Source organism: Streptomyces sp. NPDC033178 (assembly GCF_055577685.1).
In genome coordinates this window covers 284,246-309,740 of record NZ_JBVIPT010000013.1, presented here as the reverse complement: position 1 = coordinate 309,740, position 25,495 = coordinate 284,246, and the positions used below count along the sequence as shown (strand labels likewise).

Annotated in this window: 19 protein-coding genes; 16 read left to right on the top strand and 3 right to left on the bottom strand. The window is 70.2% G+C overall.

Features of this window, described 5'->3' with window-relative positions:
- Positions 1–23: 23 nt before the first annotated feature.
- A complete protein-coding gene (locus tag ACZ5VQ_RS30630; RefSeq protein WP_469107703.1) occupies positions 24–1,433 on the bottom strand; it encodes an amidase in 1,410 nt (469 codons plus the stop codon).
- Between the two features lie 264 nt (positions 1,434–1,697).
- Between ACZ5VQ_RS30630 and ACZ5VQ_RS30625 the strand changes: the two genes are divergently transcribed.
- Positions 1,698–3,590 (top strand): family 20 glycosylhydrolase, encoded by a 1,893-nt coding sequence (locus ACZ5VQ_RS30625; RefSeq protein WP_469107702.1) that lies wholly within the window; start codon positions 1,698–1,700, stop codon positions 3,588–3,590.
- A 58-nt stretch (positions 3,591–3,648) separates the two neighbouring features.
- The gene (locus ACZ5VQ_RS30620) at positions 3,649–5,241 is read left to right on the top strand and encodes an alpha-L-fucosidase (RefSeq protein ID WP_469107701.1); all 1,593 of its coding nucleotides are present in this window, start codon (positions 3,649–3,651) and stop codon (positions 5,239–5,241) included.
- Positions 5,242–5,390: 149 nt separating this feature from the next.
- Here ACZ5VQ_RS30620 and ACZ5VQ_RS30615 read toward each other — a convergent pair whose 3' ends face one another.
- Positions 5,391–6,479 carry a LacI family DNA-binding transcriptional regulator gene (locus ACZ5VQ_RS30615; protein WP_469107700.1) on the bottom strand — a complete coding sequence of 363 codons (1,089 nt, stop codon included), beginning with the start codon at positions 6,477–6,479 and terminating at the stop codon, positions 5,391–5,393.
- A 259-nt stretch (positions 6,480–6,738) separates the two neighbouring features.
- Here ACZ5VQ_RS30615 and ACZ5VQ_RS30610 point away from each other — a divergent pair, with 259 nt between their 5' ends.
- The 6 genes from ACZ5VQ_RS30610 (at position 6,739) to ACZ5VQ_RS30585 (ending at position 16,402) form a co-directional block, all read left to right on the top strand.
- Positions 6,739–8,022 (top strand): ABC transporter substrate-binding protein, encoded by a 1,284-nt coding sequence (locus tag ACZ5VQ_RS30610; RefSeq protein WP_469107748.1) that lies wholly within the window; start codon positions 6,739–6,741, stop codon positions 8,020–8,022.
- Between the two features lie 5 nt (positions 8,023–8,027).
- The gene (locus ACZ5VQ_RS30605) at positions 8,028–8,969 is read left to right on the top strand and encodes a carbohydrate ABC transporter permease (RefSeq protein ID WP_469107699.1); all 942 of its coding nucleotides are present in this window, start codon (positions 8,028–8,030) and stop codon (positions 8,967–8,969) included.
- Positions 8,966–9,877, top strand: coding sequence for a carbohydrate ABC transporter permease (locus ACZ5VQ_RS30600; RefSeq protein WP_469107698.1), 912 nt, complete (start codon positions 8,966–8,968; stop codon positions 9,875–9,877). The genes ACZ5VQ_RS30605 and ACZ5VQ_RS30600 overlap by 4 nt, the downstream gene beginning before the upstream one ends.
- A gap of 140 nt (positions 9,878–10,017) precedes the next feature.
- Positions 10,018–11,244 (top strand): glycoside hydrolase 5 family protein, encoded by a 1,227-nt coding sequence (locus ACZ5VQ_RS30595; protein ID WP_469107747.1) that lies wholly within the window; start codon positions 10,018–10,020, stop codon positions 11,242–11,244.
- Between the two features lie 36 nt (positions 11,245–11,280).
- On the top strand, positions 11,281–13,296 hold the full coding sequence (locus ACZ5VQ_RS30590; protein WP_469107697.1) for an endo-beta-N-acetylglucosaminidase: 2,016 nt from the start codon (positions 11,281–11,283) through the stop codon (positions 13,294–13,296).
- Between the two features lie 88 nt (positions 13,297–13,384).
- Entirely contained in the window at positions 13,385–16,402 is a 3,018-nt protein-coding gene (locus tag ACZ5VQ_RS30585) for an alpha-mannosidase (RefSeq protein ID WP_469107696.1), read from the top strand.
- Between the two features lie 118 nt (positions 16,403–16,520).
- Here the strand turns inward: ACZ5VQ_RS30585 and ACZ5VQ_RS30580 are convergent, their stop codons facing one another.
- Positions 16,521–17,243, bottom strand: coding sequence for a FadR/GntR family transcriptional regulator (locus ACZ5VQ_RS30580; RefSeq protein ID WP_361059993.1), 723 nt, complete (start codon positions 17,241–17,243; stop codon positions 16,521–16,523).
- A gap of 166 nt (positions 17,244–17,409) precedes the next feature.
- Between ACZ5VQ_RS30580 and ACZ5VQ_RS30575 the strand changes: the two genes are divergently transcribed.
- From ACZ5VQ_RS30575 to ACZ5VQ_RS30540, 8 genes are all read left to right on the top strand, one after another.
- A complete protein-coding gene (locus tag ACZ5VQ_RS30575) occupies positions 17,410–18,495 on the top strand; it encodes a sugar ABC transporter substrate-binding protein (RefSeq protein ID WP_469107695.1) in 1,086 nt (361 codons plus the stop codon).
- Positions 18,492–19,994: a sugar ABC transporter ATP-binding protein gene (locus tag ACZ5VQ_RS30570; RefSeq protein WP_469107694.1), complete on the top strand. Its 1,503-nt coding sequence runs from the start codon at positions 18,492–18,494 to the stop codon at positions 19,992–19,994. The genes ACZ5VQ_RS30575 and ACZ5VQ_RS30570 overlap by 4 nt, the downstream gene beginning before the upstream one ends.
- Entirely contained in the window at positions 19,987–21,024 is a 1,038-nt protein-coding gene (locus tag ACZ5VQ_RS30565) for an ABC transporter permease (RefSeq protein WP_307519318.1), read from the top strand. Before ACZ5VQ_RS30570 ends, ACZ5VQ_RS30565 begins: the two co-directional genes overlap by 8 nt.
- Positions 21,025–21,178: 154 nt before the next feature.
- On the top strand, positions 21,179–22,531 hold the full coding sequence (locus tag ACZ5VQ_RS30560) for an L-fuconate dehydratase (protein ID WP_469107693.1): 1,353 nt from the start codon (positions 21,179–21,181) through the stop codon (positions 22,529–22,531).
- Positions 22,528–23,283 (top strand): SDR family NAD(P)-dependent oxidoreductase, encoded by a 756-nt coding sequence (locus ACZ5VQ_RS30555; protein WP_469107692.1) that lies wholly within the window; start codon positions 22,528–22,530, stop codon positions 23,281–23,283. Before ACZ5VQ_RS30560 ends, ACZ5VQ_RS30555 begins: the two co-directional genes overlap by 4 nt.
- A gap of 20 nt (positions 23,284–23,303) precedes the next feature.
- Positions 23,304–24,308 (top strand): aldo/keto reductase, encoded by a 1,005-nt coding sequence (locus tag ACZ5VQ_RS30550; RefSeq protein ID WP_469107746.1) that lies wholly within the window; start codon positions 23,304–23,306, stop codon positions 24,306–24,308.
- 10 nt (positions 24,309–24,318) lie between these two features.
- Positions 24,319–24,633: an L-rhamnose mutarotase gene (locus tag ACZ5VQ_RS30545; RefSeq protein WP_362083780.1), complete on the top strand. Its 315-nt coding sequence runs from the start codon at positions 24,319–24,321 to the stop codon at positions 24,631–24,633.
- Positions 24,618–25,484, top strand: coding sequence for an amidohydrolase family protein (locus ACZ5VQ_RS30540; RefSeq protein WP_469107691.1), 867 nt, complete (start codon positions 24,618–24,620; stop codon positions 25,482–25,484). The genes ACZ5VQ_RS30545 and ACZ5VQ_RS30540 overlap by 16 nt, the downstream gene beginning before the upstream one ends.
- Positions 25,485–25,495: the final 11 nt, after the last annotated feature.

Sequence of the window (25,495 nt, the reverse complement as noted above, 5' to 3'; positions counted from 1 at the left end):
GCCACAGCCGACCCGCAGCCGACCTACTCCCCTTCCCCCGCACCCCCCAGCGGAGCCGTCCGCGTCCAAGGCCGCAACTCCTCCAACTGCCCCGCCAACTCCAGCAACACCGCCTCACTCCCGGGCCGCCCCACCAACTGGACAGCACCCGGCACCCCCGAGGGCAACGTCCCGAACGGCACAGCCATCGCCGGCCACCCCGTCAGATTCCACGGCGGCGTCAACGGCGAATAGTTCGTGTTGACGAGCACGTTCCGCAGCCACCCGCGCCGATGCCACTCAGCGGCGGCGGGCCCCCGCCGAGCAAGGGCGGGCGTGAGCAGCACCTCGTGCTCCGCGAAGAACGGCTCGAACCGCTCCCGCAACTGCTCCCGCCGCACCCCGCCCCGCACCGACCCCACGAACCGCCGCCCCAAGGCCGCGTGCACCCGGGTCCGCCGAGCAAGCCGCCGCGGATCGAGCCCCTCCGCATCCACCGCCGTTCCCGCGGTCCAGTGCGCGAGCGAGGTCGTCCCCAGCCACACGGGATACGGCGGATCCGCCCGCCGGACCCGATGCCCCGCACCCGCCAGCAACTCGCCCGCCGCACGGGCCGCGTCGGCGTAGGGCCGGCTGACGGTAACCCCCATCAGAGGGCTCCGCACGGAGACGGCCACCGTCCGGGTGACGGGTTCCCCGGCCCGTACGACGCCGGTCGCGGCCTCGGCCCCGGCTCCCGTCGTGCCTTCGGTGCCGGCCTCCGTCCCGGCAAGGACCGAGAACATCAGCCGCGCGTCCTCGACCGTCGTCGCCAGCGGCCCGTTCTCGGACATCCCGAACCAGTCACCGTGGCCGATGCCCGCCGGGACGACACCATGCCCCGGCTTCAGCCCGATCAGCCCACAGTTGGCCGCGGGTATGCGCAGCGACCCCATGCCGTCGTTGCCGAGCGCGATGGGCACCATGCCGGCGGCGACCGCGGCCGCGCTGCCCCCGGACGAGCCGCCCGCCGTGCGCGTGGTGTCCCACGGATTGCGGGCCGTGCCGTGCACGCCCTCCGTGGTGCCGAAGACGCAGAGTTCCGGGCAGTTCGTCAGCCCCACCACGACCGCGCCCGCCGCCCGCAGCCGCGCGACGGTGACATGGTCCTCGTCGGCCGGAGTGTCCGGGCTCGCGGCGGTGCCGTTGCGGGTCGACTCGCCGCGCACGGCCAGATTGTCCTTGACCGCCACCGGCACGCCAGCGAGGGGGAGTTCGGCCAGGTCGGCGCGGGCCGCCACCTCGTCCGCCTCGGCGAGCGCCGCCGTCGCGCGCAGCGTGCGGAAGGCACCCACGCGGGCGTCGAGCAGCTCGATCCGGGCGAGGTGCTCGGCCACCACCTCGCGGGGTGTGACCCGCTTCTCCCTTACGGCGGCGGCAATCTCGGCGGCGGTCCGGCCGGCCCAGCTGGTCACGATGGCTCCTCGGGGGCGTGTGATTACCGATGAGTACGAGCAAGTACGAGGAGCACTGTGCCCCGGCGCGGGGCATCCCGTCGAGAGCCGCCGCGCTTGGACATTCGCTCTGGTCCTCTTGGACTTTTCACGCCGAGGTCGTCCCGCTGTTCTCGCGGAGTGGCAGGTCATCCGACCACTCGGCCAACTTGGCTGACTTCAGACCCCATTGACAGGCCCTGAAGCCGGCCCAATCATCACACCTCCGATGATTGGGAGGTGCCCGTGCGTACGGATGCCAGGAGTACGTATCCAAGACGGTCCCGGCTGGTCGGCGTCGTGGCGGCGCTGCTGCTGCTCGCGGCCCCGGTCCCGGCGGCCCGGGCGGCCGGCGGGGCCGAGGGGGCCGGCCCGGCGACCCCTGTCACCGTTCCCGCGCTGTCCGAATGGGCGCCGGAATCCGGACAGTACGTCTACGGCCGCGGCACACGCCTCGTCGCGGACGGCAGGGCCGAGCGCCGCGTCGCCGACACCCTCGCCGACGACCTGCGCGCGGCGGGCCACGGCAGCGTCCCCGTGGTCAGCGGGGGAGCGCGTACGGGAGACATCGTTGTCGATGTCGCGCCCAAGCGTGCCGCGCTCGGCAAGGAGGGGCTCGGCAAGGAGGGATACGAACTCCGCGCGGGCAAACGCCTGTCGGTGACGGGCGCCACCGAGACCGGCGCCTTCTACGGCACCCGGACCATCCTCCAACTCCTCGCCCAGGGCGACCGGTTGCCCGCCGGGCGCACGGTCGACGTGCCGCAGTACGAGGAGCGCGGCGTCGGCGTCTGCGCCTGCTACATCCACATCACGACGGACTGGCTGGAGAACCTCGTACGCGACATGGCGTACAACAAGCTCAACCAGCTGCTGCTCGAACTGAAGGTGAAGAGCGACGCGCACCCCGAGGCCAACACCTGGGGCTACTACACCAAGGACGAGATACGACGCCTCGTCGCCCTCGGCGAGAAGTACCACGTCACGATCATTCCGGAGATCAACTCCCCGGGGCACATGGACCCGTGGATCGAGAACCGCCCGGATCTCCAGCTCACCGACTCCGACGGCAACAAGCAGCCGTCCCGGCTCGACATCACGCGTCCTGAGGCCTTCGCCTACTACACAAGCCTGATGGACGAGTACGCGGAGGTCTTCAAGGCAGACTCGTGGCACATGGGCGCCGACGAGTACATGCTCGGCTCCGACTTCGCCAAGTACCCGCAGGTCCTGGAGTACGCCAGGGCGAAGTTCGGCACGAACGCCACGCCCCAGGACGCGTTCATCGACTTCGTCAACCGCGTCCACGCCTACGCGGCGGGCACGGGCAAGAAGCTACGCATCTGGAACGACGGGCTCACCGGAGCCAACACCGTGCCCGTCACTGCCGGGACGACGGTCGAGCACTGGCTGAACGTGGCGACGAAGCCAAGCCAACTCCGGGACCAGGGCTATCCGTTGATGAACGCGGCCTACGCCCTCTATCTGGTACGCGGCGGCTTCCACTCGGACACCAAGGGCCTGTACGACCAGAGTTGGGATCCGCGCAGCTTCGAGGGCGAGAAGCTCGCCTCGCGCGAGGGCATCACCGGGGCGAAGATCAGCCTCTGGCCCGACAACGGGCGCGGCGAGACCGAGAACAAGGTGGCGCAGGACACCGACCCGGCCCTGCGTCACGTCGCCCAGGCCACCTGGGGCAGCCCCCACCCGGACGCCACGTACGCGCAGTTCACCGCCCGCGCGGCAGTCGTGGGCCACGCGCCCGGATGGCGGGACCTCACCCGTGTGCCGGTCGCGGACGGGACGTACACCTTCCGCGCGGGGACCGCGTCCATGTCGGCCGAGGTGAAGCGCACCCCGGACGGTTACGTGACCTTGAAGGCGGCGAACGGCTGCCTCGAAGTACGCGGCGGCAAGCTCACCCTCAACGTGCCGCTCCAGCCCGGTGTCGAGGTTTCCCGGCAGACCTGCGACCCCGCGAACACCCTGCAGCGCTGGCAGTTGGCGCCCGCGCGGGACGGCTACCGGCTCGTCAACGCGATCACGCAGATGGCCGTGCACGTGACCGACGACGGTCGGCTCGTGCAGTACCCGCCGGACCAACAGTCGCCCGCCGTATGGCAGTTGACCGCCGGATGACCCGCCGAGCCGTAGCCCGTAACCCCGTTGACCCGCTGACCTGAGGAGTCCGACCCGCATGGCAGTCTCCAGACGTCTCTTCGTCACGGCCGCCGCCTCGCTCGTGGCGTCCAGCGGTACGTCCCTGGCGCTCGCACCTTCCGCCTCCGCCTCTGCATCCACGGCCTCTGTCCCGGCTTCCGCCTCGGCCTCCGTCGCAGGCGAAGAGCCGTGGTACCGAATCCCCGTCAGCCCCGACGACACCCCGGAGGAACTGGTCCGCAAGGCTTCCCAAGTCCGGCCCACGGAACGGCAGATCGCCTGGCAGGCCCTCGAACGCACCGCCTTCCTGCACTTCGGCGTGAACACTTTCACCGGTCTCGAATGGGGTACCGGGGACGAGGACCCCGAAGTCTTCCAGCCGGTCGGACTCGACACCGATCAGTGGGCCCGCGCCCTGCGCGACGGCGGCTTCAAGCTCGCCATCCTCACCGTCAAGCACCACGACGGCTTCGTGCTCTACCAGTCCCGCTACACCAACCACTCGGTGGCGTCGAGCAGTTGGCAGGGCGGACAGGGCGACGTCCTGCGCTCGTTCGCCGACTCGATGCGGCGCCACGGCCTCAAGGTCGGCGTCTACATCTCACCGGCCGACGAGAACCAGTACCTGCACGGCGTGTACGCCAACGGCAGTGCCCGATCCGAGCGCACCATCCCCACCCGCGTCCCGGGTGACGACCGCCCGGACGGGCCCACCTTCACGCTCCCGGCGACCGACTACGGCGCCCATATGCTCGACCAGCTCTACGAGGTGCTCACCGAGTACGGGCCCGTCGACGAGGTCTGGTTCGACGGTGCCCAGGGCCGTATCCCGCCGGACAAGGTCGAGAAGTACGACTGGGACAGCTGGTACACGCTGATCCGGACGCTCGTGCCGGACGCCACGGTCGCCGTGTCCGGACCCGACGTGCGCTGGGTCGGCAACGAGGGCGGATTCGCCCGCGAGAACGAGTGGAGTGTCGTCCCCGTCCAGGAGAAGGACAACGGGCGCATGGACTTCGCGCTCTCGTACGACGCGCCCGACATGGGCGGCCGGGACGCCCTCGTCACCGCGCAGTCCGTGGCCGACCACCTCCAGTGGTGGCCGGCCGAGGCCGACGTCTCCATCCGCGACGGCTGGTTCTACCACGCCGACCAACAGCCCAAGTCGGTCCAGCAGTTGACGGACATCTACTTCGGCTCGGTGGGCCGCAACGCGGTACTCCTGCTCAACATCCCGCCGGACAAGCAGGGCCTCCTCCCGGCCGCCGACGTCACCCGCCTACGGGAGTTCCGCGAACGAATCGACCGCGAACTGCCGGAGGACCTGGCCCGCGGAGCCCGGGTCACCACCTCCCCGGGCACGATCACGGTCGACCTCGGCCGGACCCGCGAGATCGACCGAATCCGCCTCGCCGAGGACATCAGGCACGGACAGCAGGTCGAGAGCGTCGTGGTCGAGGCCCACATCGGCGGAGCCTGGAAGCGCGCCACCGCGGCGGGCACACTCGGCGCCAGCCGCATCCTGCTACTGGCGACTCCCGTACGGGCAAGACACTGGCGGGTACGCGTGACACAGTCCCGCCGACCGGCACACCTCGCCCAATTCGCCCTCTATCGCTCGCGCCTCTGAGCGCACGGCCCCACACCGGCGCCCCTTCAGGGGCGCGGGGAACTGCGCGACCAGCACCAACGAACCCGCAGACGCAATACCGCCCCCGCCACGCCTACTAACAGGGGGTGGCCGCCGCACAGCGACGACCACCCCCAACACCCTCCCGCTCAAGCCCCGCAGGGCCCCGTACTCTCCCGGGAAATCAACCGCGGCACGGGCACCCGCACGGCCCGCGCCGGCCCCCCGTCCAGCAGTGAGGTCAGCTCCTTCGCGGCTGTCCGGCCGAACTCCACCGTGTCGCGGGAGAGCGCCGACAGCCACGGCTTGACCATGCGGCACAGCGCCGAGTCCTCCCAGGCGACGACGGAGACGTCCCCCGGCACCGAGAAGCCCAGCTCAGTGGCCGCAGCGACTCCGGCGACGGCCATCACGTCGTTGTCGTAGATCAGCGCGGTCGGCCGCGAACCGCCCTCCGTATCGCTGCCTTCCAGGGTGCCGTCTTCCAGAACCCCGCCCCCCAGCACCCGGCGCGTGACAGCGGCACCCTCCGCGTCCGAGTAGTCCGTGGTCACCGAGCGCACCTCGGCGAGCCCGCGCCGCTCGGCCTCGGCGCGCAGCGTACGGATCCGGCGCTCGGTGTGCGCGAGGCCCGGCAGGCCCGCGATGTGCACGATCCGGCGGTGCCCCAGCGCGGACAACTCGTCCACGACGGCGGCCATCGCGCCCGCGTCGTCCGCCCAGACGGTGGACAGACCCGGGTGCCTCGCGTCCGGCGCACCGCCTATGACCACCGCGGGCAGTCCCAGTTCGTCCAGCAGGTCCGGGCGCGCGTCGTCCGTCCGGGGGTCCACGACCAGCACCCCGTCCACGCGGTGCTCCGCCCACCAGCGCCGGTACACCGCGCACTCGTCGTCGACGTCCTCGACGACCTGGAAGAGCAGACCGAGATGACGCTCCGCCAGGACCTCCTGGATACCGGAGATGAGCTGCAGGAAGAACGAGTCCACACCCAGGGTGTCCGCGGGCCTGGCCAGGACGAGACCGACCGTCGCCGCGCCCTCGCCCGACAGCTGGCGCGCCGCCGTGCTGGGCCGCCAGCCCAGTTGCTCGGCGACCCGGCGCACCCGGTCCCGGGTGATCTCGGAGACCCCCGGCCGGTCGTTGAGCGCGAAGGAGACCGCGCTCTCGGAGACCCCGGCGCGCTGCGCGATGTCCTTCATCGTCGGCCGGCGCGCGGGAGACCGCTTGGCTGGCAACCTTGCTCCCCATTTCATGAAGCCGTACTCAATGAAGCCCCGCTCAATGGAGCTCCGCACTAATGCGCTTGAGTCAGGTCACTCTAAAGCGCATTAGTGATCGGTTGCAAGAGGCGATCTGCAAGCTCATGACCTGGGCTGATGTCCAGATAATGAATTTAGCGAGGCGGAATCCATTGACTTCCCCACCGCGATGGATGCAAGGTCTGCCCGTCACCTCCGACCCACACCGTCGCAAAGGAGCCCGGTCACCGTGCGCATGCCTCGCAGAGCACTCGCCGCCGCTGTCGTCGCCCTGGTACTGCCGCTCAGCGCCTGCGGCTCCGGAGATGACGAGGGCGGTTCCACGGACGCCTCCGGCAAGGTCGAGGGCGACATCACCTTCCAGACCTGGAACCTGAGGGCCAACTTCAAGCCGTACTTCGAGGGCCTGATCGCCGACTTCGAGAAGAAGTACCCCGGCACGAAGGTGAAGTGGGTCGACCAGCCCGCCGAGGGCTACGCCGACAAGATCAGCGCGGACGCGGCCGGCGGCACCCTGCCCGACGTCGTGAACGTCTCGCCGGACCTCGTCGCCCCGCTCGCCAAGGCGGGCCTCGCGCTCGACCTCGACAAGTCCGCCGCGAAGTACAAGAAGGAGTACCTGCCGGGCGCCTGGGCGAGCCACGAGATACCGGGCATGGAGGGCACGTACGCCTTCCCCTGGTACCTGAACACCGGCCCGCTCTTCTACAACAAGTCGCTGTTCAAGGAGGCCGGCCTGGACGCCTCGAAGCCTCCGAAGACGTACGACGAACTGTTCGACGACGCACTGGAGTTGGCGGACAAGAGTGACGGCAAGGTCGCCACCCTCGCGAACGTGCCCACGATCGAGGACTTCGGCCGGTACGGCGTCGAGCTGATGAACGAGGAGGGCACCGCCTTCGCGTTCAACGACGCCAAGGGGGTCGAACTCCTCACCAGGTACAAGGAGTTGTACGACGCCAAGGCGCTCGACTCGCAGGCGCTGACCGCGACCCCCGAGTCCTCCGGTAAGAAGTTCCTGACCGGGGCCGTCGCCATGAACCCGGGCAGCGCCCTGGACCTGGGCAACTTCAAGAAGCAGGCGCCGAACCTCTACAAGAACATCGGCATCACCGACCAGATCACCAGCACCGGCAAGGTGAACATGTACGTGATGGGGGTGATGGTCAACGCCCAGACCAAGCGGACGCCCGCCGCGGTCGCCTTCGCGCACTTCGTCACCGACGCGCAGAACCAGATGTCGTTCGCGAAGAAGGTCGCGATCTTCCCGAGCACCGCCGGTTCGCTGGACGACCCGTACTTCACGAAGGAGGACGGCACGGACGAGACCCGCGTCCGGATCGCCGCCGCCAAGTCCCTGAAGAACGCGGTCAATTACACGCCGGTCCTGTTCAGCGAGCAGATGAAGACCGAGCTGCGGAACTCCGTCGCCAAGGCGCTGCAGGGCAAGGTGAGCCCCGAGGAAGCGCTCAACAACGCTGTCAAGGCGTGCGACCGGCTGCTCAAGCAGCAGGGCTGACCGACATGGCGAGTTCTTCCAGTACCGCTTCCTCCGGCGCTGCCCCTCACCGTGCCGCTTCTTCCGGAACCGCGCGGGTGCGGCGCCAACTGCCCACCAGTCCCTGGCTGTTCGCCGCCCCGGGACTGCTGGTCGTCGGCATCTTCATCCTGTACCCCTTCGTCTCGACGCTGGTCAACGCCTTCACGGACCGCCGGACCCTGATCCCCGGCGAGTTCGTGGGCCTGGCCAACTTCCGGGAGCTGCTGCACGACGAGATGTTCTGGATCGGCCTGCGCAACAGCACGCTGTACGTCCTCGGGGTGGTCCCCGCGCTCGTTCTGCTGCCCCTGCTGCTCGCGCTCCTGGTCCAGAAGAACATCCCCGGCATCGCCTTCTTCCGGTCGGCCTTCTACACCCCGGTCGTCGCGTCCATCGTCGTGGTGGGACTCATCTGGGTGTGGCTGCTCGACGAACGCGGCCTGGTGAACTCGCTGTTGGAGACGATCGGCGTCGGCAGGGTCGGCTTCCTCAGCGACCAGTGGCTGCTCCTGCTGAGCGCCATGGCCGTCACGGTCTGGAAGGGCCTCGGCTACTACATGATCATTTATCTGGCCGCGCTCGCCAACGTGCCGCGCGAGCTGCACGAGGCCGCTGCGGTGGACGGCGCGGGCGCGATCCGCCGCTTCCTCACGGTCACCGTGCCCGCCGTCCGCTCCACCATGGTGCTGGTCGGCGCGCTCTCCTCGGTCGCCGCCTTCAAGGTGTTCTCCGAGGTCTACCTGATGGCCGGCCCGGACGGCGGCCCGGCGGGCGAGGACACCACGCTCGTGATGCTCGTGCAGCGCACCGGCACCGGCCTCACCGGCCGGGTCGGCTACGCCTCCGCCATCTCGGTCGTCGTCTTCGTCGTCACCGTCGCGCTGATGCTGCTCGTACTGCGCGCCGACCGGAAGGAGGACGCGTGAGCATCGCCGAGAAGGTGCGCGAGGCACCGGCCGCCGTGGAGGTGGCGCCCCGCCGCAAGCGCGTCACCGACGAGCACGGCCGGAGCGTCCGGGTGTGGGAACTCGCCCTGCGCTACCTGCTGTTGATCGCCGTCCTCGCGCTCACCGTCGGGCCGTTCGTGTGGCAGCTGTCCACCTCGCTGAAGGGCCCGACCGAGGACATCTTCAGCTCGCCGCCCAAGTTCCTGCCGAGCGAACCGACCCTGCACAACTACGACCGGGTCGCCGAGACCATCCCCGTATGGGACTACGCGTTCAACTCGCTGAAGGTCGCCACCGCCAACGTCGTGACGAACTGCGTCGGTTCGGCGCTCGCGGGCTACGCGCTCGCCCGGCTGCGCTACCGCGGCCGCAAGGTGACCACGCTCGTGTTCATCCTCGCGATGCTGGTGCCCGTGGAGGGCATCATCATCGCCCAGTTCACGACGATGCGTGAGCTCGGTCTGAACAACACCCTCATCGGGGTCGTCCTGCCCGGCTGCATCGGCGCGATGAACGTCCTGCTGATGCGCAACGCGTTCCTCAACCTCCCCTACGAGATCGAGGAGGCGGCCTACGTGGACGGGGCGAACGTCTGGCAGCGGTTCCTGCGGATCGCCCTGCCCTCGGTGAAGGGCACCCTCGCCGTCGTCGCGATCTTCGCCTTCATGGGCGCCTGGGACGACTTCCTGTGGCCGCTCATCGTGCTCAGCGACCCGGACAAGTTCACCCTGACCATCGGCCTCAACTATCTGCACGGCACCTTCGCCAACGACGAACGGCTCGTCGCCGCGGGCACGATCATCGCCGTGGCACCGCTGATCGCCCTCTTCGCCTGCCTCCAGCGGTACTTCTTCCGCGGGGTCGGCGAGGGTGCGGTGAAGGGCTGAGCCCGGCAATCACGGGCTCACCCGCCCACACCACCACGTGCTCAGCCGCCCACACCGACCCCGGGCTGAGCCGCCCGCAAGTCCCACACACCCCCACGTACGCACCCCAGAACCAGGACTCCCGCATGCCGCCTTCTGTCGTGCGCTTCGGCGTCAACTACACCCCGAGTGAAGGGTGGTTCCACCACTGGCTGGACTTCGACCTCGACTCCGTACGGGCCGACCTCGACTCCATCGCCGCACTCGGCCTGGACCACATCCGGGTCTTCCCGATCTGGCCCTACTTCCAGCCGAACCGTTCGCTGATCCGCCCGCGGGCCGTCGAGCAGCTCGTGGACCTCGCGGACGCGGCCGCCGAGCGCGGACTCGACGTCAACGTCGACGGTCTGCAAGGGCACTTGTCGAGCTTCGACTTCTTGCCCGCGTGGACGCAGACCTGGCACCGGCGCAGTCTGTTCACCGACCCCGAGGTGGTCGAGGGGCAGGCGGAGTACCTGCGGACTCTCGCGGCGGCCCTCGCGGACCGGCCCAACTTCATCGGCATGACCGTCGGCAACGAGGTCAACCAGTTCTCGGCGGGCCCCCATCCGGACCCCGACCGGGCGGAGCCCGCGCAGATCGACGCCTGGCTGGAGCGGATGCTCACCGCCTGTGAGAAGGGCGCGCCGGGCAAACTGCATCTGCACGCGGAGTACGACGCGGCCTGGTACCAGGACGACATGCCGTTCACCCCGGCCCAGGCCGCCCGGCGCGGCGCCGTGACCGCCGTGCACTCGTGGGTGTTCAACGGCACGGCCCAGCGGCACGGACGTACCGGAGTCGCGACCGAGCACCACGCCGCCTATCTGATCGAGCTGTCCAAAGCCTGGGCCGACGACCCGTCCCGGCCGGTCTGGCTCCAGGAGGTCGGCGCACCGGCGCCGCTGGTCCCCGCCGAACACGCCGCCGCCTTCACCGAGGCGACCGTCGCGAACGCGCTCGACTGCACCGACCTGTGGGGCATCACCTGGTGGTGCTCCCACGACGTGTCCCGCGATCTCGCCGACTTCCCCGAACTCGAGTACGGGCTGGGCCTGTTGACCAATGACCGCCGCCCCAAGGACAGCGCACGGGCGCTCGCGCGCATGGCCGGCTCGGCACGCGAGCACACCTACGCGCCCAAGACCCGCACCACCGCGCTCGTCGTCCCCGACAGCCCCGCCGGCCGCTCGCTCTGCGCACCCGGCGGACCCGTCTTCGAGGCGTTCTTCCGGCTCACCGCGGACGGCGCCCGCCCGGCCACCGTGCTCGCCTCACGCGCGGACGACGAGGAACACCTCGCCGCCCGTGGCATCACCGAAGTCGTCACTCCCGAACAGGTTCCGTAGACCCCCACAAGAACTCCCACAAGGAGGCACTTGCTCGTGAACCCCACCAGACGCACCGTCCTGCTCGCCGCCGGCACCGGAGCCGCGGCAGCCCTGCTCCCGGCCTCACCCGCCACCGCCGGGCCGAAGGCCGCAGCGGCACTCCAGCCGTACGCGTCCTACTGGTACCCGGACTCGTTCCCCTCGGGCTCCCCGGGCGCGGGCATCACCTGGCGCAGCCTGAAGGCCTGGCGTGCCGCCGACGACACCGACCTGGCGTTCAACGCGGCGTCCGTGCCGCTCGCCGCCCGCTTCACCCCGACACCGGCGAACACGACGGCCCGCTCGGGCCAGGCCCGTATCCAGTCCCTGGTCTCCTTCGGCCCGACCGCGAGCAACCCCTCGCAGGGCGCGGCCAACGCCGACTACTACGCACTCACCCACTGGTCGTACGTCGACGAGCTGATCTTCTGGGGCGGCTCCTCCGGCGAGGGCCTGATCCTGGCCCCGAACGCGCCGATCGTGGACGCCGCCCACCGGCACGGCGTGCCCGTCCTCGGCAATGTCTTCCTGCCGCCCGTCGCGTACGGCGGACAGCTGCAGTGGACCCGGGACCTGGTGCAGAAGGACGCGTCCGGGCACTATCCGCTCGCCGCCCAGCTCGTGGCGGTCGCGGAGGCGTACGGGTTCGACGGCTGGTTCATCAACGCCGAGACCAGTGGCGGGAACGCCGCCCTCGCCACCGACATGCTCGGTTTCCTCACCGAGCTCAAGACGCTCGGCACGGCGAAGGGGCAGCGCGTCACCTGGTACGACTCCATGACCGTGAGCGGCTCGGTGAGCTGGCAGGGCGCCCTCAACAACCAGAACAGGATGTTCTTCCAGGCCGCCGACTCGATGTTCGTCGACTTCCGCTGGTCGTCGAGCAGTCTGGCCTCCTCGGGCACGACGGCCCAGCAACTCGGCCGCAGCCGTTACGAGTTGTGGGCCGGCGTCGATGTGGAGGCCAACGGCTGGAACCGCTCAGTGAACTGGGACGCCATGGTGCCCAGCGGCTCGGCCCATGTCGTCTCGGTGGGTTTCTACCGGCCCGAGTGGACCCGCAACCACCTGCCCGCCGGGCGCACCCCCGGCGACTTCCACGCCGCCGACGACCGCTTCTGGACCGGACGCTCGCTCGATCCGGCGAAGCCCGACGCCACCGACACCTGGCGGGCCCCCGCCGTGTCCGTCGCCGACCGCTCGACGGTGACCTCGGTCCCCTTCGCGAGCACCTTCAACACCGGCCACGGACTGCGCTGGTACGAGGACGGCAAGGTCACCTCGACGGCTCCCTGGAACCACCTCGGCCTCCAGGACCGGCTGCCGTCCCGGCGCTGGGTCGTGCGCACGACGGGCGCGCGCCCCGCCGTCACCTTCGACTTCGCCGACGCCTGGAGCGGGGGCAGCAGCGTCCTGGTCACCGGCGCCCTCGACGCGCCCGCCACCCTCGACCTGTACGCGACCAGGCTCCCGATCGGCGAGGACACGGTCGTCGAGCTGACCCACCGCGTCGACTCGGGGAGTGCGACGGTCGAGCTGGCCGTCGCCACCGCCGAACCGTCGGGCGCGGGCCAGCCGTACGCGTACACGTACTTCCCGGTCACCGTAGGCAGCGGCTGGGGGACCTCGACCGTACGGCTGACCGGTCTGCCGGCCGGCGGCACCGTGCACGGCCTCGGTGTCCGGCTCACCGGGTCCGGCGGCGCCGTGAAGTGGCGGCTCGGCGGACTCGCCGTACGGAACCAGGCCGCCCAGAGCCCGTCCGTCCCGGCCGACCTGAGCATCACCGGCGCCTCGGGAGGCGACCTGCGCTTCGCGTGGCGGGCCGTCCCCGGCGACGTACGCCACTACACGCTGCACCGGGTCCTGCCCGACGGCACCCGGCGCTTCCTCGGCGGCACCGCCCAGCGGGCCTTCTTCGTCGGCGGATTGACACCCGAGGGCGGTGAGTCCACGGCGAGGTTCGAACTGCGGGCCGTGGGGGAGCTTTACACCGCGTCGGCCCCCGCTACCGTCACACACACCTGGTGACCGCCGACCAGGTGGTCACCGTCGAAAGCCGGTGTTGACCACCGACACCGAGCAGCAATCCGCACAACGGAGTTACGGAGCACCTCACATGCATGACGACCGCAGCCTGGTCGAAGCCCGCCTCAAGCGTGTGCTCGACGAGCGCATACGACCCGCCGTGTACCCCGAGTCGGTACCCCTGGAAGTGGCGGTGTGGCACGCGCCCGGCGAGCCGGTGCCGGTCGACGAAGGGCTCTCCGCCCCGGTCGAACCGATCGAGGCGGGCGCGCGGTGGGGTGCTCCGTGGGGCACCAGCTGGTTCCGGGTGACCGGGACCGTGCCCGCGGAATGGGCCGGGAAGACCGTCGAGGCGATCCTCGACCTCGGCTTCGACGAGAACATGCCGGGCTTTCAGTGCGAGGGCCTCGTCTACCGGCCCGACGGCACCCCGGTGAAGGGCCTCAACCCGCGCAACCAGTGGGTGCGCATCGGCGCCCCCGTCGAGGGTGGCGAGGAGGTGCGGCTGCATGTCGAGGCCGCGTCCAACCCCGTCATCCTCGACTACCACCCCTTCCGGCCCACGCAGTTGGGCGACAAGGAGACGGCCGGCAGTGAACCGCAGTACAAGCTGGAGCGGATGGACCTCGCCGTCCTCGACGAGACGGTGTGGCAGCTGGTCATCGACCTGGAGGTGCTCGGCGAGCTGATGGCCGAGCTGCCGGTGGAGTCCGCGCGCCGCTGGGACATCCTGCGGGCGGTGGAGAAGGCCCTCGACGCCATCGACCTGCAGAACGTGGGCGGCACGGCGGCCGCGGCCCGCTCGCACCTCGAAGGGGTGCTGGCCGCCCCCGCCGTCCCCTCCGCCCACCGCATCAGCGCGGTCGGCCACGCCCACATCGACTCGGCATGGCTGTGGCCGCTGCGCGAGACCGTACGCAAGGTCGCCCGGACCACCTCCAACATGACGGCCCTTATCGAGGACGAGCCCGACTTCGTCTTCGCCATGTCGCAGGCCCAGCAGTGGGCCTGGGTGAAGGAGCACCGGCCCGAGGTGTGGGCCCGGGTGAAGAAGGCGGTCGCCGACGGGCGGTTCGTACCGGCCGGCGGCATGTGGGTCGAGTCGGACACCAACATGCCGGGCTCCGAGGCGATGGCCCGTCAGTTCGTGCACGGCAAACGGTTCTTCCTCGACGAGTTCGGCGTCGAGAACGAGGAGGCGTGGCTGCCCGACACCTTCGGCTTCGCCGCCGGACTGCCGCAGATCATCAAGGCGGCCGGTTCCAAGTGGCTGCTCACACAGAAGATCTCGTGGTCCCAGACCAACAAGTTCCCGCACCACACCTTCCAGTGGGAGGGCATCGACGGCACGCGGATCTTCACGCACTTCCCGCCCGTGGACACGTACAACTGCTCGATGAAGGGCAGCGAGATCGCCCACGCGGCGAAGAACTTCAAGGACAAGGGCGCCGCCCGGCACTCCCTCGCGCCGACCGGCTGGGGCGACGGCGGTGGTGGCACGACCCGCGAGATGGTCGCCAAGGCGGCCCGGCTCCGAGACCTCGAAGGCTCGGCGACCGTGGTCTGGGAGACCCCGGAGAAGTTCTTCGAGAAGGCGGAGGCCGAGTACCCCAACGCCCCTGTCTGGGTCGGTGAGTTGTACCTGGAACTGCACCGCGCCACGCTCACCAGCCAGGCCAGGACCAAGCAGGGCAACCGACGCAGCGAGCACCTCCTGCGCGAGGCCGAGCTCTGGGCGGCGACCGCGGCCGTGCGCACCAAATTCCCTTACCCGTACGAGGAGTTGGACCGCCTCTGGAAGACGGTCCTGCTTCACCAGTTCCACGACATCCTGCCCGGCTCGTCCATCGCGTGGGTGCACCGCGAGGCCCGTAAGACGTACGAGGCGGTCGCCGAGGAGCTGAACGGCATCATCGGCTCCGCCCAACGCGCACTGGCCGGTGAGGGGACGACCGCCCTCGCCTTCAACTCGGCGCCGCACACCCGCGACGGGGTGCCCGCCGGCGGAGCGCGGACCCCGGCCGTCGGCGGCGAGTGCACACTGGTGCCGCGCACGGACGGCGGCTACGTGATCGAGAACGGGCGGCTTCGGATCGAGATCGACGAGCGCGGACTCGTGGTCTCCGCGTTCGACCTCGCCGCGGACCGCGAGACCCTCGCGCCCGGCAAGGCGGCCAACCTGCTCCAGATCCACCCCGACTTCCCCAACATGTGGGACGCCTGGGACGTCGACGAGTTCTACCGCAACACGGTCACCGACCTGGTCGACGCCGACGAGGTCGCCCCCGGTGACGACGGCGTCTCGGTCCGGATCGTGCGGACCTTCGGCGAGTCGAAGGTCACGCAGGTGCTGTCGCTCGCGCCGGGGGAGTGGCGGCTCGACATCGACACCGAGGTCGACTGGCACGAGACGGAGAAGTTCCTGAAGCTGGCCTTCCCGCTCGACGTGCACGCCGAGCGGTACGCGTCCGAGACGCAGTTCGGGCACTTCTTCCGGCCGACGCACACCAACACGTCCTGGGAGGCCGCCAAGTTCGAGGCCTGCAACCACCGGTTCGTGCACATGGAGGAGCCCGGCTGGGGCGTCGCGGTCGTCAACGACTCGACGTACGGTCACGACGTGACGCGGGCCGTGCGCGACGACGGTGGTACGACCACCACGGTCCGCGTCTCGCTGCTGCGCGCCCCGCGGTTCCCCGACCCCGAGACCGACCAGGGCGTCCACCGCTTCCGGCACGCGCTGGTGCCCGGTGCCGCGATCGGCGACGCGGTGCGTGAGGGCTGGCGGATCAACCTGCCCGAGCGCAAGGTCGTCGGCGGGGCCTCGGAGGTCGCGCCCCTGGTGGCCGTCGCCCAGGACGCGGTCGTGGTCACCGCGGTGAAGCTCGCCGACGACGGCAGCGGCGACGTGATCGTCCGCTTCCACGAGTCACGCGGCGGCCGCAGCCGGGCGACGCTCACGGCGGGCTTCGAAGTCGCCTCCGCCACGGTCACGGACCTGCTGGAGCGCCCGCTCCCCGACGCCACCGCCCCGGACCGCGACGGCAGCAGGCTGACCCTGAAACTCCGCCCGTTCGAGCTGGTGACGCTCAGGCTCAAGCGAGCCTGACCTTTTCAGGGGGCGCAGCCTCTCAGGGGCGGGGCCGTGACATGTGCGGCTCCGCCGCCTGGGCGCGACAAGCCCCCACCGGCCCGCAGGTTGATCATCTCGGACCCGGTTCCGGCCCTCAAGGCTGGAGCTGGGTCCGCAACCACTGCTCCACCTCACCGACATGGGCCGCCGCAGCGGCCCGCGCGGCCTCCGGATCATGGGCGACAAGCGCACGATGGATCGCCGCATGCTCCCGCCGGGTCCGCTCGAACGCCCCCTCCTCCTGGTAACCGCGCCAGACCCGGGCACGGAACGTGCGCGAGGAGAGCCCCTCCAGGATGGCCGCCATCGTGTCGTTGCCCGCGGCGACCCCGATGGCGCGGTGGAACGCCAGGTCGTGGGAGAGGATCTCCTCCGGATCGTCCGTCGCGTTCATGGCCGTCAAGTGCTTCTCGACCTCGGCCAGTTGGTCGGGAGTGATCCGTGCGGCCGCGAGCGCGGTCGCCGTCGACTCCAGGATGCGCCGCACTTCGAGGAGCTCGACCAGCCGCGGCCCCCGGGAGAGGTCCGCGACCACTCCGAAGGTCTCCAGCAGGTCCCCGGCCTCCAACTGCGTGACGTAGATCCCGGACCCGTGCCGGGCCTCCAGGACGCCCAGGACCGTGAGCGCCCGGATCGCCTCGCGCATCGAACTGCGCGAGATGCCCAGCTGTGACGCCAGATCCCGCTCGGTCGGCAGCCGCGCGCCCGGCTCCAGACGGCCCTCGCCGATCATCGCCTTGATCTGGTCTATCGCGCGCTGCGTCACGGTCCCCTTCTGCGGGGCCGCCGTCGTCCCCTGGGGCAGGCTCTCGTCCACGCCATGTCCTCCTGTTGCCGGGTGCGCCGCAGTCTAACCACTCAGGTGGTCGGACCACTACGTATGAAAACCAGGGAAAATTGCGGTCCAGGGGTGTTGTCAGGGGGAAGTGGTCTGATAAATATGCGTGGCACCTGCTCGATCACGCTCAACGAGGAGCCGATACATGGCCGGCAGAACAGTGCGGTACCGGAACGGTCGAAACACCTCACGGGCGATACGTGCGGCGGCCGTGGCCGCCTGCGCCACGCTCGTACTCGCGGCATGCGGCAGCACCAAGGACAACGTCGCCTCCAAGGGCGACGGCGGAGGCGACGGCAGCGGCAAGGTCGGCGTCATCCTGCCCCTGCTGACCTCGCCGTTCTGGCAGTCGTACAACGACTACGTACCCAAGATGGCGAAGACCGAGGACGTCGACGCCCTCAAGACCGTGAACTCCAACAGCGACCCGTCGCAGCAGATCACGGACATCAACAACCAGCTCAACCAGGGCGTGAAGGGCCTCGTCGTGGCCCCCCTGGACAGCGCCGCGATCTCCGCCGGTCTCGACCAGGCCGAGCGCAAGGGCGTGCCCGTGGTCGCCGTGGACGTGGCGCCCGAGAAGGGCAAGGTCGCGATGGTCGTACGCGCCAACAACGTCGCGTACGGGGAGAAGGCCTGCGAGTACCTCGGCAAGCAGATCCCCTCCGGCAAGGTCGTGCAGATCATGGGCGACCTGGCTTCGGTCAACGGCCGGGACCGCTCCGAGGCCTTCCGGGCCTGCGTCAAGGAGAAGTTCCCGAAGCTGAAGGTCCTGGAGATCCCCGCCAAGTGGGAGTCCGACACGGCGGCCTCCAAGCTGGACACGCTCCTCAACGCCAACCCGGACATCAAGGGCATCTACATGCAGGCGGGCGGCGTCTATCTCGCGCCCACGCTGCAGACCCTGAAGTCCAAGGGGCTGCTGAAGACGGTCGGCCAGAAGGGCCACATCACGATCGTCTCGAACGACGGCATCCCGCAGGAGTACGACGCCATCCGCAAGGGCCAGATCGACGCCACCGTCTCGCAGCCGGCCGACCTCTACGCCAAGTACGGCATGTACTACATCAAGGCGGCGATGGAGGGGAAGACCTTCAAGCCGGGCCCGACCGACCACGACTCCGAGATCGTCAAGCTGCCCAGCGGCATCCTGGAGGACCAGCTGCCCGCACCGCTGGTGACCAAGGAGAACGTCGACGACCCCGAGCTGTGGGGCAACACGGTCAAATGAGCACACCACTCGTTGAGGCGCGGGGCATAGCCAAGCGGTACGGCCCCACGGTCGCCCTCGCCGACGGACAGCTGACCGTGCACGCGGGCGAGTCCCATGCCCTCGTCGGCCGCAACGGCGCGGGCAAGTCCACCCTCGTCACCGTACTCACCGGCCTCCAGGCCCCCGACGAGGGCACGGTCAGCTTCGACGGCGAGCCCGCGCCCGCCCTCACCGACCGGGACGCCTGGCGGCGCAAGGTGGCCTGCGTCTACCAGAAGCCCACCGTGGTCCCCGAACTGACGGTCGCCGAGAACCTCTTCATCAACCGGCAGCCGCAGGGCCGCGGAGGCTTCATCAGCTGGCGCAGGCTGAGGACCGAGGCCGCCGAGGTGCTCGACACCTGGGACGTCCACGTCGACCCGGACGCGCGGACCGCCGACCTCAAGGTCGAGGACCGTCAAATGGTGGAGATCGCCCGGGCGTTGAGCTTCGGTGCCCGGTTCATCGTCCTCGACGAACCGACCGCCCAGCTCGACAACCGGGAGATCGAGCGCCTCTTCACCCGCATGCGCGCGCTCCAGGAGTCCGGCGTCACGTTCCTGTTCATCTCGCACCACCTCCAGGAGGTGTACGAGGTGTGCCAGACCGTGACGGTCCTGCGCGACGCCCGCTGGATCACCACGGCCCCGGTGGCCGAACTGCCGCGGGCGGCCCTGGTCGAGGCCATGGCGGGGGAGTCCATCGCCGCCGTGGAGGAGAAGGCCGCCCGTGGCGACGTGGCCGCCGGCGCGCCCGTCGTCCTGGAAGCACACGGGCTCACGTCGGATGCGTACGAGGGCATCGACCTCACCGTGCGCGGTGGTGAGGTCGTCGGCCTCGCCGGATCCAGCGGCAGCGGCAAGATCGAGCTCGCCGAGTCCTTCGCGGGACTGCACACACCGACCGGCGGCACTGCCCGACTGGAGGGCAGGCAACTGCCGTTCGGCGATGTGACGGCCGCTCTGCGGGCCGGTGTCGGCTGCGTACCGCGCGACCGGCACGGGCAGGGTCTCGTCTTCGGCATGACCGTCGGCGACAACGCGACCATGAGCGTCCTGGACCGCCTCGGCCGGTACGGATTCGTCGGCACCGACCGCAAGCGGGGCTTCGCCGACGAGTTGATCGACCGCCTCGACATCCACACCCAGGGGCCCGACCAGCCCGTGTCCGACCTCTCCGGCGGCAACGCACAGAAGGTCGTCATGGCCCGGGCCCTCGCCTCCGACCCCCGGCTGCTGGTCCTGATCAACCCCACCGCGGGCGTCGACGTGAAGTCCAAGGAGTCCCTGCTCTCCCGCATGGACTCGGCCCGTGACGACGGCACCGCCGTCCTCGTCGTCTCCGACGAACTCGACGACCTGCGCCGCTGCGACCGCGTCCTCGTCCTCTTCCACGGCCGCGTCGTCGCCGAGCACCCGGCGGGCTGGCGCGACCACGAGCTGATCGCCTCCATCGAAGGAGTGGACCACCATGGCTGACACGAAGGCCCCGTCGGCCTCGGCCTCCACCCCCCTACGGCCACTGAAGAGCAAGGCCGACGCCAAGGCCGTACTCCTGCGCAGGGCACGCGAACTCGCCCTCGTACCGGCCCTGTTGCTGCTGCTGGTCCTCGGTGCGTTCGTCAACGACGCCTTCCTCACCGAGCAGAACCTGATCTCCATCCTGGGTGCCTCGGCGGCCCTGGCGATGGTGGTCCTCGCCGAGTCGCTCGTGCTCATCACCGGCAAGTTCGACCTGTCGCTGGAGTCGGTCGTCGGCATCGCGCCCGCCGTCGGCGCGCTGTTGCTGCTGCCCGCCGCACAGTCGGGCTGGGGCACGGAACTGCCCGCCGGAGTCGCCCTGCTCGCGATCCTCGTGGTGGGCGCGATCATCGGCGGCTTCAACGGCATCCTCGTGGTGAAGCTCAAGCTCAACGCGTTCATCGTGACGCTCGCGATGCTGATCATCCTGCGCGGTCTGCTGGTCGGCGCGACCGAGGGCAAGACGCTGTTCGGGATGCCCGACGCCTTCTACACGCTCGCCACCACCACCTTCCTGACCGTTCCCATCTCGGTGTGGCTGGCGGCGGCGTCGTTCGGGGTCGCCGGGTTCTTCCTCAAGTACCACCGCCTGGGGCGTGCGCTCTACGCGATCGGCGGCAACGCGGACGCGGCACGCGCGGCCGGCATCCGTGTCGAGCGCGTGATGCTCGGCGTGTTCGTCGTCGCCGGGACGCTCGCCGCGGTCGGCGGACTGATGCAGACCGGCTACGTCGGCGCGATCAACGCCAACCAGGGTCAGAACATGATCTTCACGGTGTTCGCGGCCGCGGTCATCGGCGGCATCAGCCTCGACGGCGGCAAGGGCACGATGTTCGGCGCCCTTACGGGCGTCCTCCTTCTTGGGGTGGTCCAGAACCTGCTCACCCTTGCGCAGGTGCCGTCCTTCTGGATCCAGGCCATTTATGGAGGGATCATCCTGGTCGCCCTCATGATCGCCCGCGTGACGACCGGCCGTGCGCAGGACTAGGCGTGGTGTGCAGGTGCGGGTTCGTTGTGGTCCCCCAGCCTTCGGCCGGGAGGTGCCCCCAGGTCGCGCAGTTCCCCGCGCCCCTTAGGGGGCGCCGTGCCGCACCGGACTTCAGCCGTCCGCTTCCCTTTGTCCCTGACCGAAAGGCACTTCTGTGTCCGCATCCGCCGCCTCCCGCATCACCGCGGTCGACACCTACGACATCCGCTTCCCCACCTCGCGTGAGCTCGACGGCTCCGACGCGATGAACCCGGATCCCGACTACTCGGCCGCGTACGTCGTGCTGCGCACAGGCAGTGACGACACGGCCGACGGCCTGGAGGGACACGGATTCACCTTCACCATCGGGCGGGGCAACGATGTCCAGGTCGCCGCGATCGAGGCGCTGCGCCCGCACATACTGGGCCGGCCGGTGGACGAACTGTGCGCGGATCCGGGCGCCTTGAGCCGGGACCTGATCGGGGACAGCCAACTGCGGTGGCTCGGGCCCGAGAAGGGCGTGATGCACATGGCGATCGGCGCCGTCGTCAACGCCGTCTGGGACCTGGCAGCCAAGCGCGCCGAGAAGCCGCTCTGGCAGCTGCTCGCCGACGCCACGCCCGAATGGCTCGTGTCCCAGGTGGACTTCCGCTACATCGCGGACGTCCTCACCCCCGAGGACGCCCTTCGCCTGCTGACCGCGGGCCGGGAGGGCGCGACGGAACGCGCCACGTTGCTGAAGGAGCGCGGCTTCCCCGGCTACACCACCTCGCCCGGCTGGCTCGGCTACTCCGACGAGAAGCTCACCCGGCTGGCCCGCCAGGCCGTCGCCGACGGCTTCACCCAGATCAAGCTGAAGGTCGGCGCGGACCTCGCGGACGACGTACGCCGCTGCCGGGTGGCCCGCTCCGTCGTCGGCCCCGACATCCGTGTCGCCATCGACGCCAACCAGCGCTGGAACGTCGACGAGGCCATCGAGTGGACCAAGGCGCTCGCCGAGTTCGACCCGTACTGGATCGAGGAGCCCACCAGCCCCGACGACGTCCTCGGCCATGCCGCCATCCGCAAGGCGATAGCCCCGGTCAAGGTCGCCACCGGCGAGCACGTACAGAACCGGATCATCTTCAAGCAACTGCTCCAGGCGGGGGCCATCGACGTCCTGCAGATCGACGCGGCCCGTGTCGGCGGGGTCAACGAGAACCTCGCGATCCTGCTTCTCGCGGCCAAGTTCGGCGTGCCGGTCTGCCCGCACGCCGGCGGCGTCGGCCTGTGCGAACTGGTCCAGCACCTCTCGATGTTCGACTACGTGGCACTGTCCGGCACGACCGAGGACCGCGTGATCGAGTACGTGGACCATCTGCACGCCCACTTCCTCGACCCGGTGGTGATCAGAGAGGGTCACTACATGGCACCCACCTCACCGGGCTTCTCGGCGACCATGCGGCCGGAGTCCATCGCGGAGTTCACGTTCCCCGGCGGCACCTTCTGGGCCGCCGACCTCGACCGGCAGAAGGAGCAGGCGGCATGAGCGACTTCGAGGGCCTCAAGGCCCTGGTGACGGGCGGCGCCTCCGGCATCGGCAGGGCCACCGCGGAACTCCTCGCCTCCCGCGGCGCCCAGGTCGCCGTCCTCGACCTGGACCCCACGAGCGTCGAGAAGCCCCTGCTCGGCTACCAGGCGGACGTCACCGACGACGACTCCGTACGCCGGGCCGTCGCCGCCGCGGTCGCCGACCTGGGCGGTCTCGACGTGCTGATCAACAACGCGGGCATCGGCGCCCAGGGCACCGTCGAGGACAACGACGACGAGGTCTGGCACCGCGTGCTGGACGTCAACGTCCTCGGCATGGTCCGCACCGCCCGGGCAGCCCTGCCGCACCTGCGGAAGTCCTCGCACGCGGCCATCGTGAACACCTGCTCCATCGCGGCCACCGCGGGCCTCCCGCAGCGCGCCCTGTACTCCGCGTCCAAGGGCGCCGTCCTGTCGCTGACCCTCGCCATGGCCGCCGACCACGTCCGCGAGGGCATCCGCGTCAACTGCGTGAACCCCGGCACCGTGGACACCCCCTGGGTCGGCCGCCTCCTCGACGCCGCGACGGACCCCGCCGCCGAACGGGCCGCCCTGGAGGCCCGCCAGCCCACCGGCCGCCTCGTCACCGCGTCCGAAGTCGCGGGCGCCGTCGCCTACTTGGCGAGCCCGCTGTCCGGCGCCACCACCGGCACCGCGCTCGCCGTCGACGGCGGTATGCAGGGGCTGCGACTGCGTCCGGCGGCCCAGTGAACGGGTCAGTGAGTGAGCCGGTGAACAGGCTCGGCCGCAGCGGCGTCGAGATCACCGCACTCGCCCTCGGCGCGGCCGGCATCGGCAACCTCTTCACCGAGGTCCCCGACGAGCAGGCGCAGGAGACCGTGGGCGCCGCCTGGGACGCGGGCGTCCGGTACTTCGACACCGCGCCCCACTACGGCATCGGCCTCTCCGAACGCCGCCTGGGCGCGGCTCTGAGCGAGCGCCCCCGGTCGGCGTACACCATCTCGACCAAGGTGGGCCGCCGTCTGGAGCCAAGCGACGCGGGAGGCGACGACCTCGCCAACGGCTTCGCCGTGCCCGCCACACACCGCCGCGTATGGGACTTCAGCGCTGACGGTGTACGGCGCAGCCTGGAGGCCAGCCTGGAACGGCTCGGCCTCGACCGGGTGGACGTCGTCTACCTCCACGACCCGGACGACCACGCCGAACAGGCCTTCCGGGAGGGCTATCCGGCGCTGGAGAAACTCCGCGCGGAGGGCGTGGTGGGCGCGATCGGCGCGGGTATGAACCAGGCCGGGATGCTCACCCGCTTCATCGTCGACACCGACGTCGACGTGGTGCTCTGCGCCGGGCGCTACACCCTCCTCGACCAGGGCGCGCTGACCGGACTGCTGCCGGCCGCGCAGGAGCGCGGGACCTCGGTGGTGATCGGCGGCGCCTTCAACTCCGGTCTGCTGGCCGACCCGAGGCCGGGAGCGACGTTCAACTACGCGGCCGCACCGCCCGAGATGCTGGACCGCGCCCTCGCTCTCAACGCCATGGCCGAACGGCACGGGACCACCCTGCGTGCTGCCGCCCTGGCCTTCTGCGCCGCCCATCCGGCCGTCGCCGGCGTCCTCGTGGGAGCCAAGTCGCCGCACGAAGTCCGCGACTGCGCCGAGCAGTTCGCGGCGCCCGTGCCCGCCGCCTTCTGGCAGGAGGTGCGGGACGCGGACCTCCTTCCCGCCGACGCCCCCGTACCCGGCGAGAACGCGTCGAAGCCGAAGGAGCCGTCATGAAGGAGCCGTCATGAGAGTGGCCCTGCACACCAAGGTCCGCGCCGACCGCATCGCCGAGTACGACGCCGCCCACCGCGAGGTCCCCGAGAAGCTCACGGACGCGATCCGCGCCGCGGGAGCCTCCTCCTGGACGATCTGGCGCAGCGGTACCGACCTCTTCCACGTCCTGGAGTGCGAGGACTACCCGAGACTCCTCGCCGAACTGGAGCAACTGCCCATCAACGTCGCCTGGCAGGCCCGGATGGCGGAACTCCTCGACGTGGTCCACGACTACTCGGCCGAGGGCTCGCGGGCGGAGCTGCCGGTCGTATGGGAGCTGCCGTGACGGTACGCACGGGTGCCGTCGACGCCCACCATCACGTCTGGGACCTCTCCGTACGGGACCAGGACTGGATCACCGGGCCCGAACTGGCGCCCCTTCGAAGGAACTTCACCGTCGAGGACCTGGAACCGGAGGCGCGTGCCGTCGGAGTCTCCCGGACCGTCCTCGTGCAGACCGTCACGGTGGTGGAGGAGACCCCGGAGTTCCTGGCCCTCGCGGAGGCACACGACCTGATCGGCGGAGTCGTCGGCTGGACCGACCTCACCAGCCCCGGCGTAGCCGACGAACTGGCCCGGCTGCGCGAACTGCCGGGCGGCCGCCACCTCAAGGGCATCCGCCACCAGGTCCAGGGCGAACCGGACCCCGAATGGCTCCTGCTCGAGGACGTACGCCGAGGACTGGCGGCGGTCGCCGAAGCGGGCCTGGTCTACGACCTGGTGGTCCTCCCGCAGCAACTCCCGGCCTGCGCAAGGGCTGCGGAGCGCCACCCCGAACTCACTTTCGTCCTGGACCACTTGGGCAAGCCCCCGATCGCCGCGGGCGAGTTGGAACCCTGGGCCACCGGCATCCACGCGCTGGCCGCCCTGCCGAACACCGTCTGCAAACTGTCCGGAATGGTCACGGAGGCGGACCCGAACGGCTGGAGGGTGGGCGACCTGACCCGCTACTCGGACACCGCGCTGGAAGCCTTCGGTCCCGGCCGGCTCATGTTCGGCTCCGACTGGCCGGTGTGCTCCCTCGTGGCCTCGTACGCCGAAGTGGCCGATATCGCGAGTCAGTTGACCGGGAAACTCAGCGAGAGCGAACAGGAGGAGATCTTCGCGGACACCGCCACCCGCGTCTACGGCCTCTGAAGCACGGTGCC

What these genes read in the sequence shown, in the direction of transcription:
- ACZ5VQ_RS30620 (WP_469107701.1), top strand. Translation starts at nt 3,649, where the DNA reads ATGGCAGTCTCCAGACGTCTCTTCGTCACGGCCGCCGCCTCGCTCGTG.
- ACZ5VQ_RS30610 (WP_469107748.1), top strand. Translation starts at nt 6,739, where the DNA reads ATGCCTCGCAGAGCACTCGCCGCCGCTGTCGTCGCCCTGGTACTGCCG.
- ACZ5VQ_RS30605 (WP_469107699.1), top strand. Translation starts at nt 8,028, where the DNA reads ATGGCGAGTTCTTCCAGTACCGCTTCCTCCGGCGCTGCCCCTCACCGT.
- ACZ5VQ_RS30585 (WP_469107696.1), top strand. Translation starts at nt 13,385, where the DNA reads ATGCATGACGACCGCAGCCTGGTCGAAGCCCGCCTCAAGCGTGTGCTC.
- ACZ5VQ_RS30575 (WP_469107695.1), top strand. Translation starts at nt 17,410, where the DNA reads ATGGCCGGCAGAACAGTGCGGTACCGGAACGGTCGAAACACCTCACGG.
- ACZ5VQ_RS30570 (WP_469107694.1), top strand. Translation starts at nt 18,492, where the DNA reads ATGAGCACACCACTCGTTGAGGCGCGGGGCATAGCCAAGCGGTACGGC.
- ACZ5VQ_RS30565 (WP_307519318.1), top strand. Translation starts at nt 19,987, where the DNA reads ATGGCTGACACGAAGGCCCCGTCGGCCTCGGCCTCCACCCCCCTACGG.
- ACZ5VQ_RS30555 (WP_469107692.1), top strand. Translation starts at nt 22,528, where the DNA reads ATGAGCGACTTCGAGGGCCTCAAGGCCCTGGTGACGGGCGGCGCCTCC.
- ACZ5VQ_RS30545 (WP_362083780.1), top strand. Translation starts at nt 24,319, where the DNA reads ATGAGAGTGGCCCTGCACACCAAGGTCCGCGCCGACCGCATCGCCGAG.
- ACZ5VQ_RS30540 (WP_469107691.1), top strand. Translation starts at nt 24,618, where the DNA reads ATGGGAGCTGCCGTGACGGTACGCACGGGTGCCGTCGACGCCCACCAT.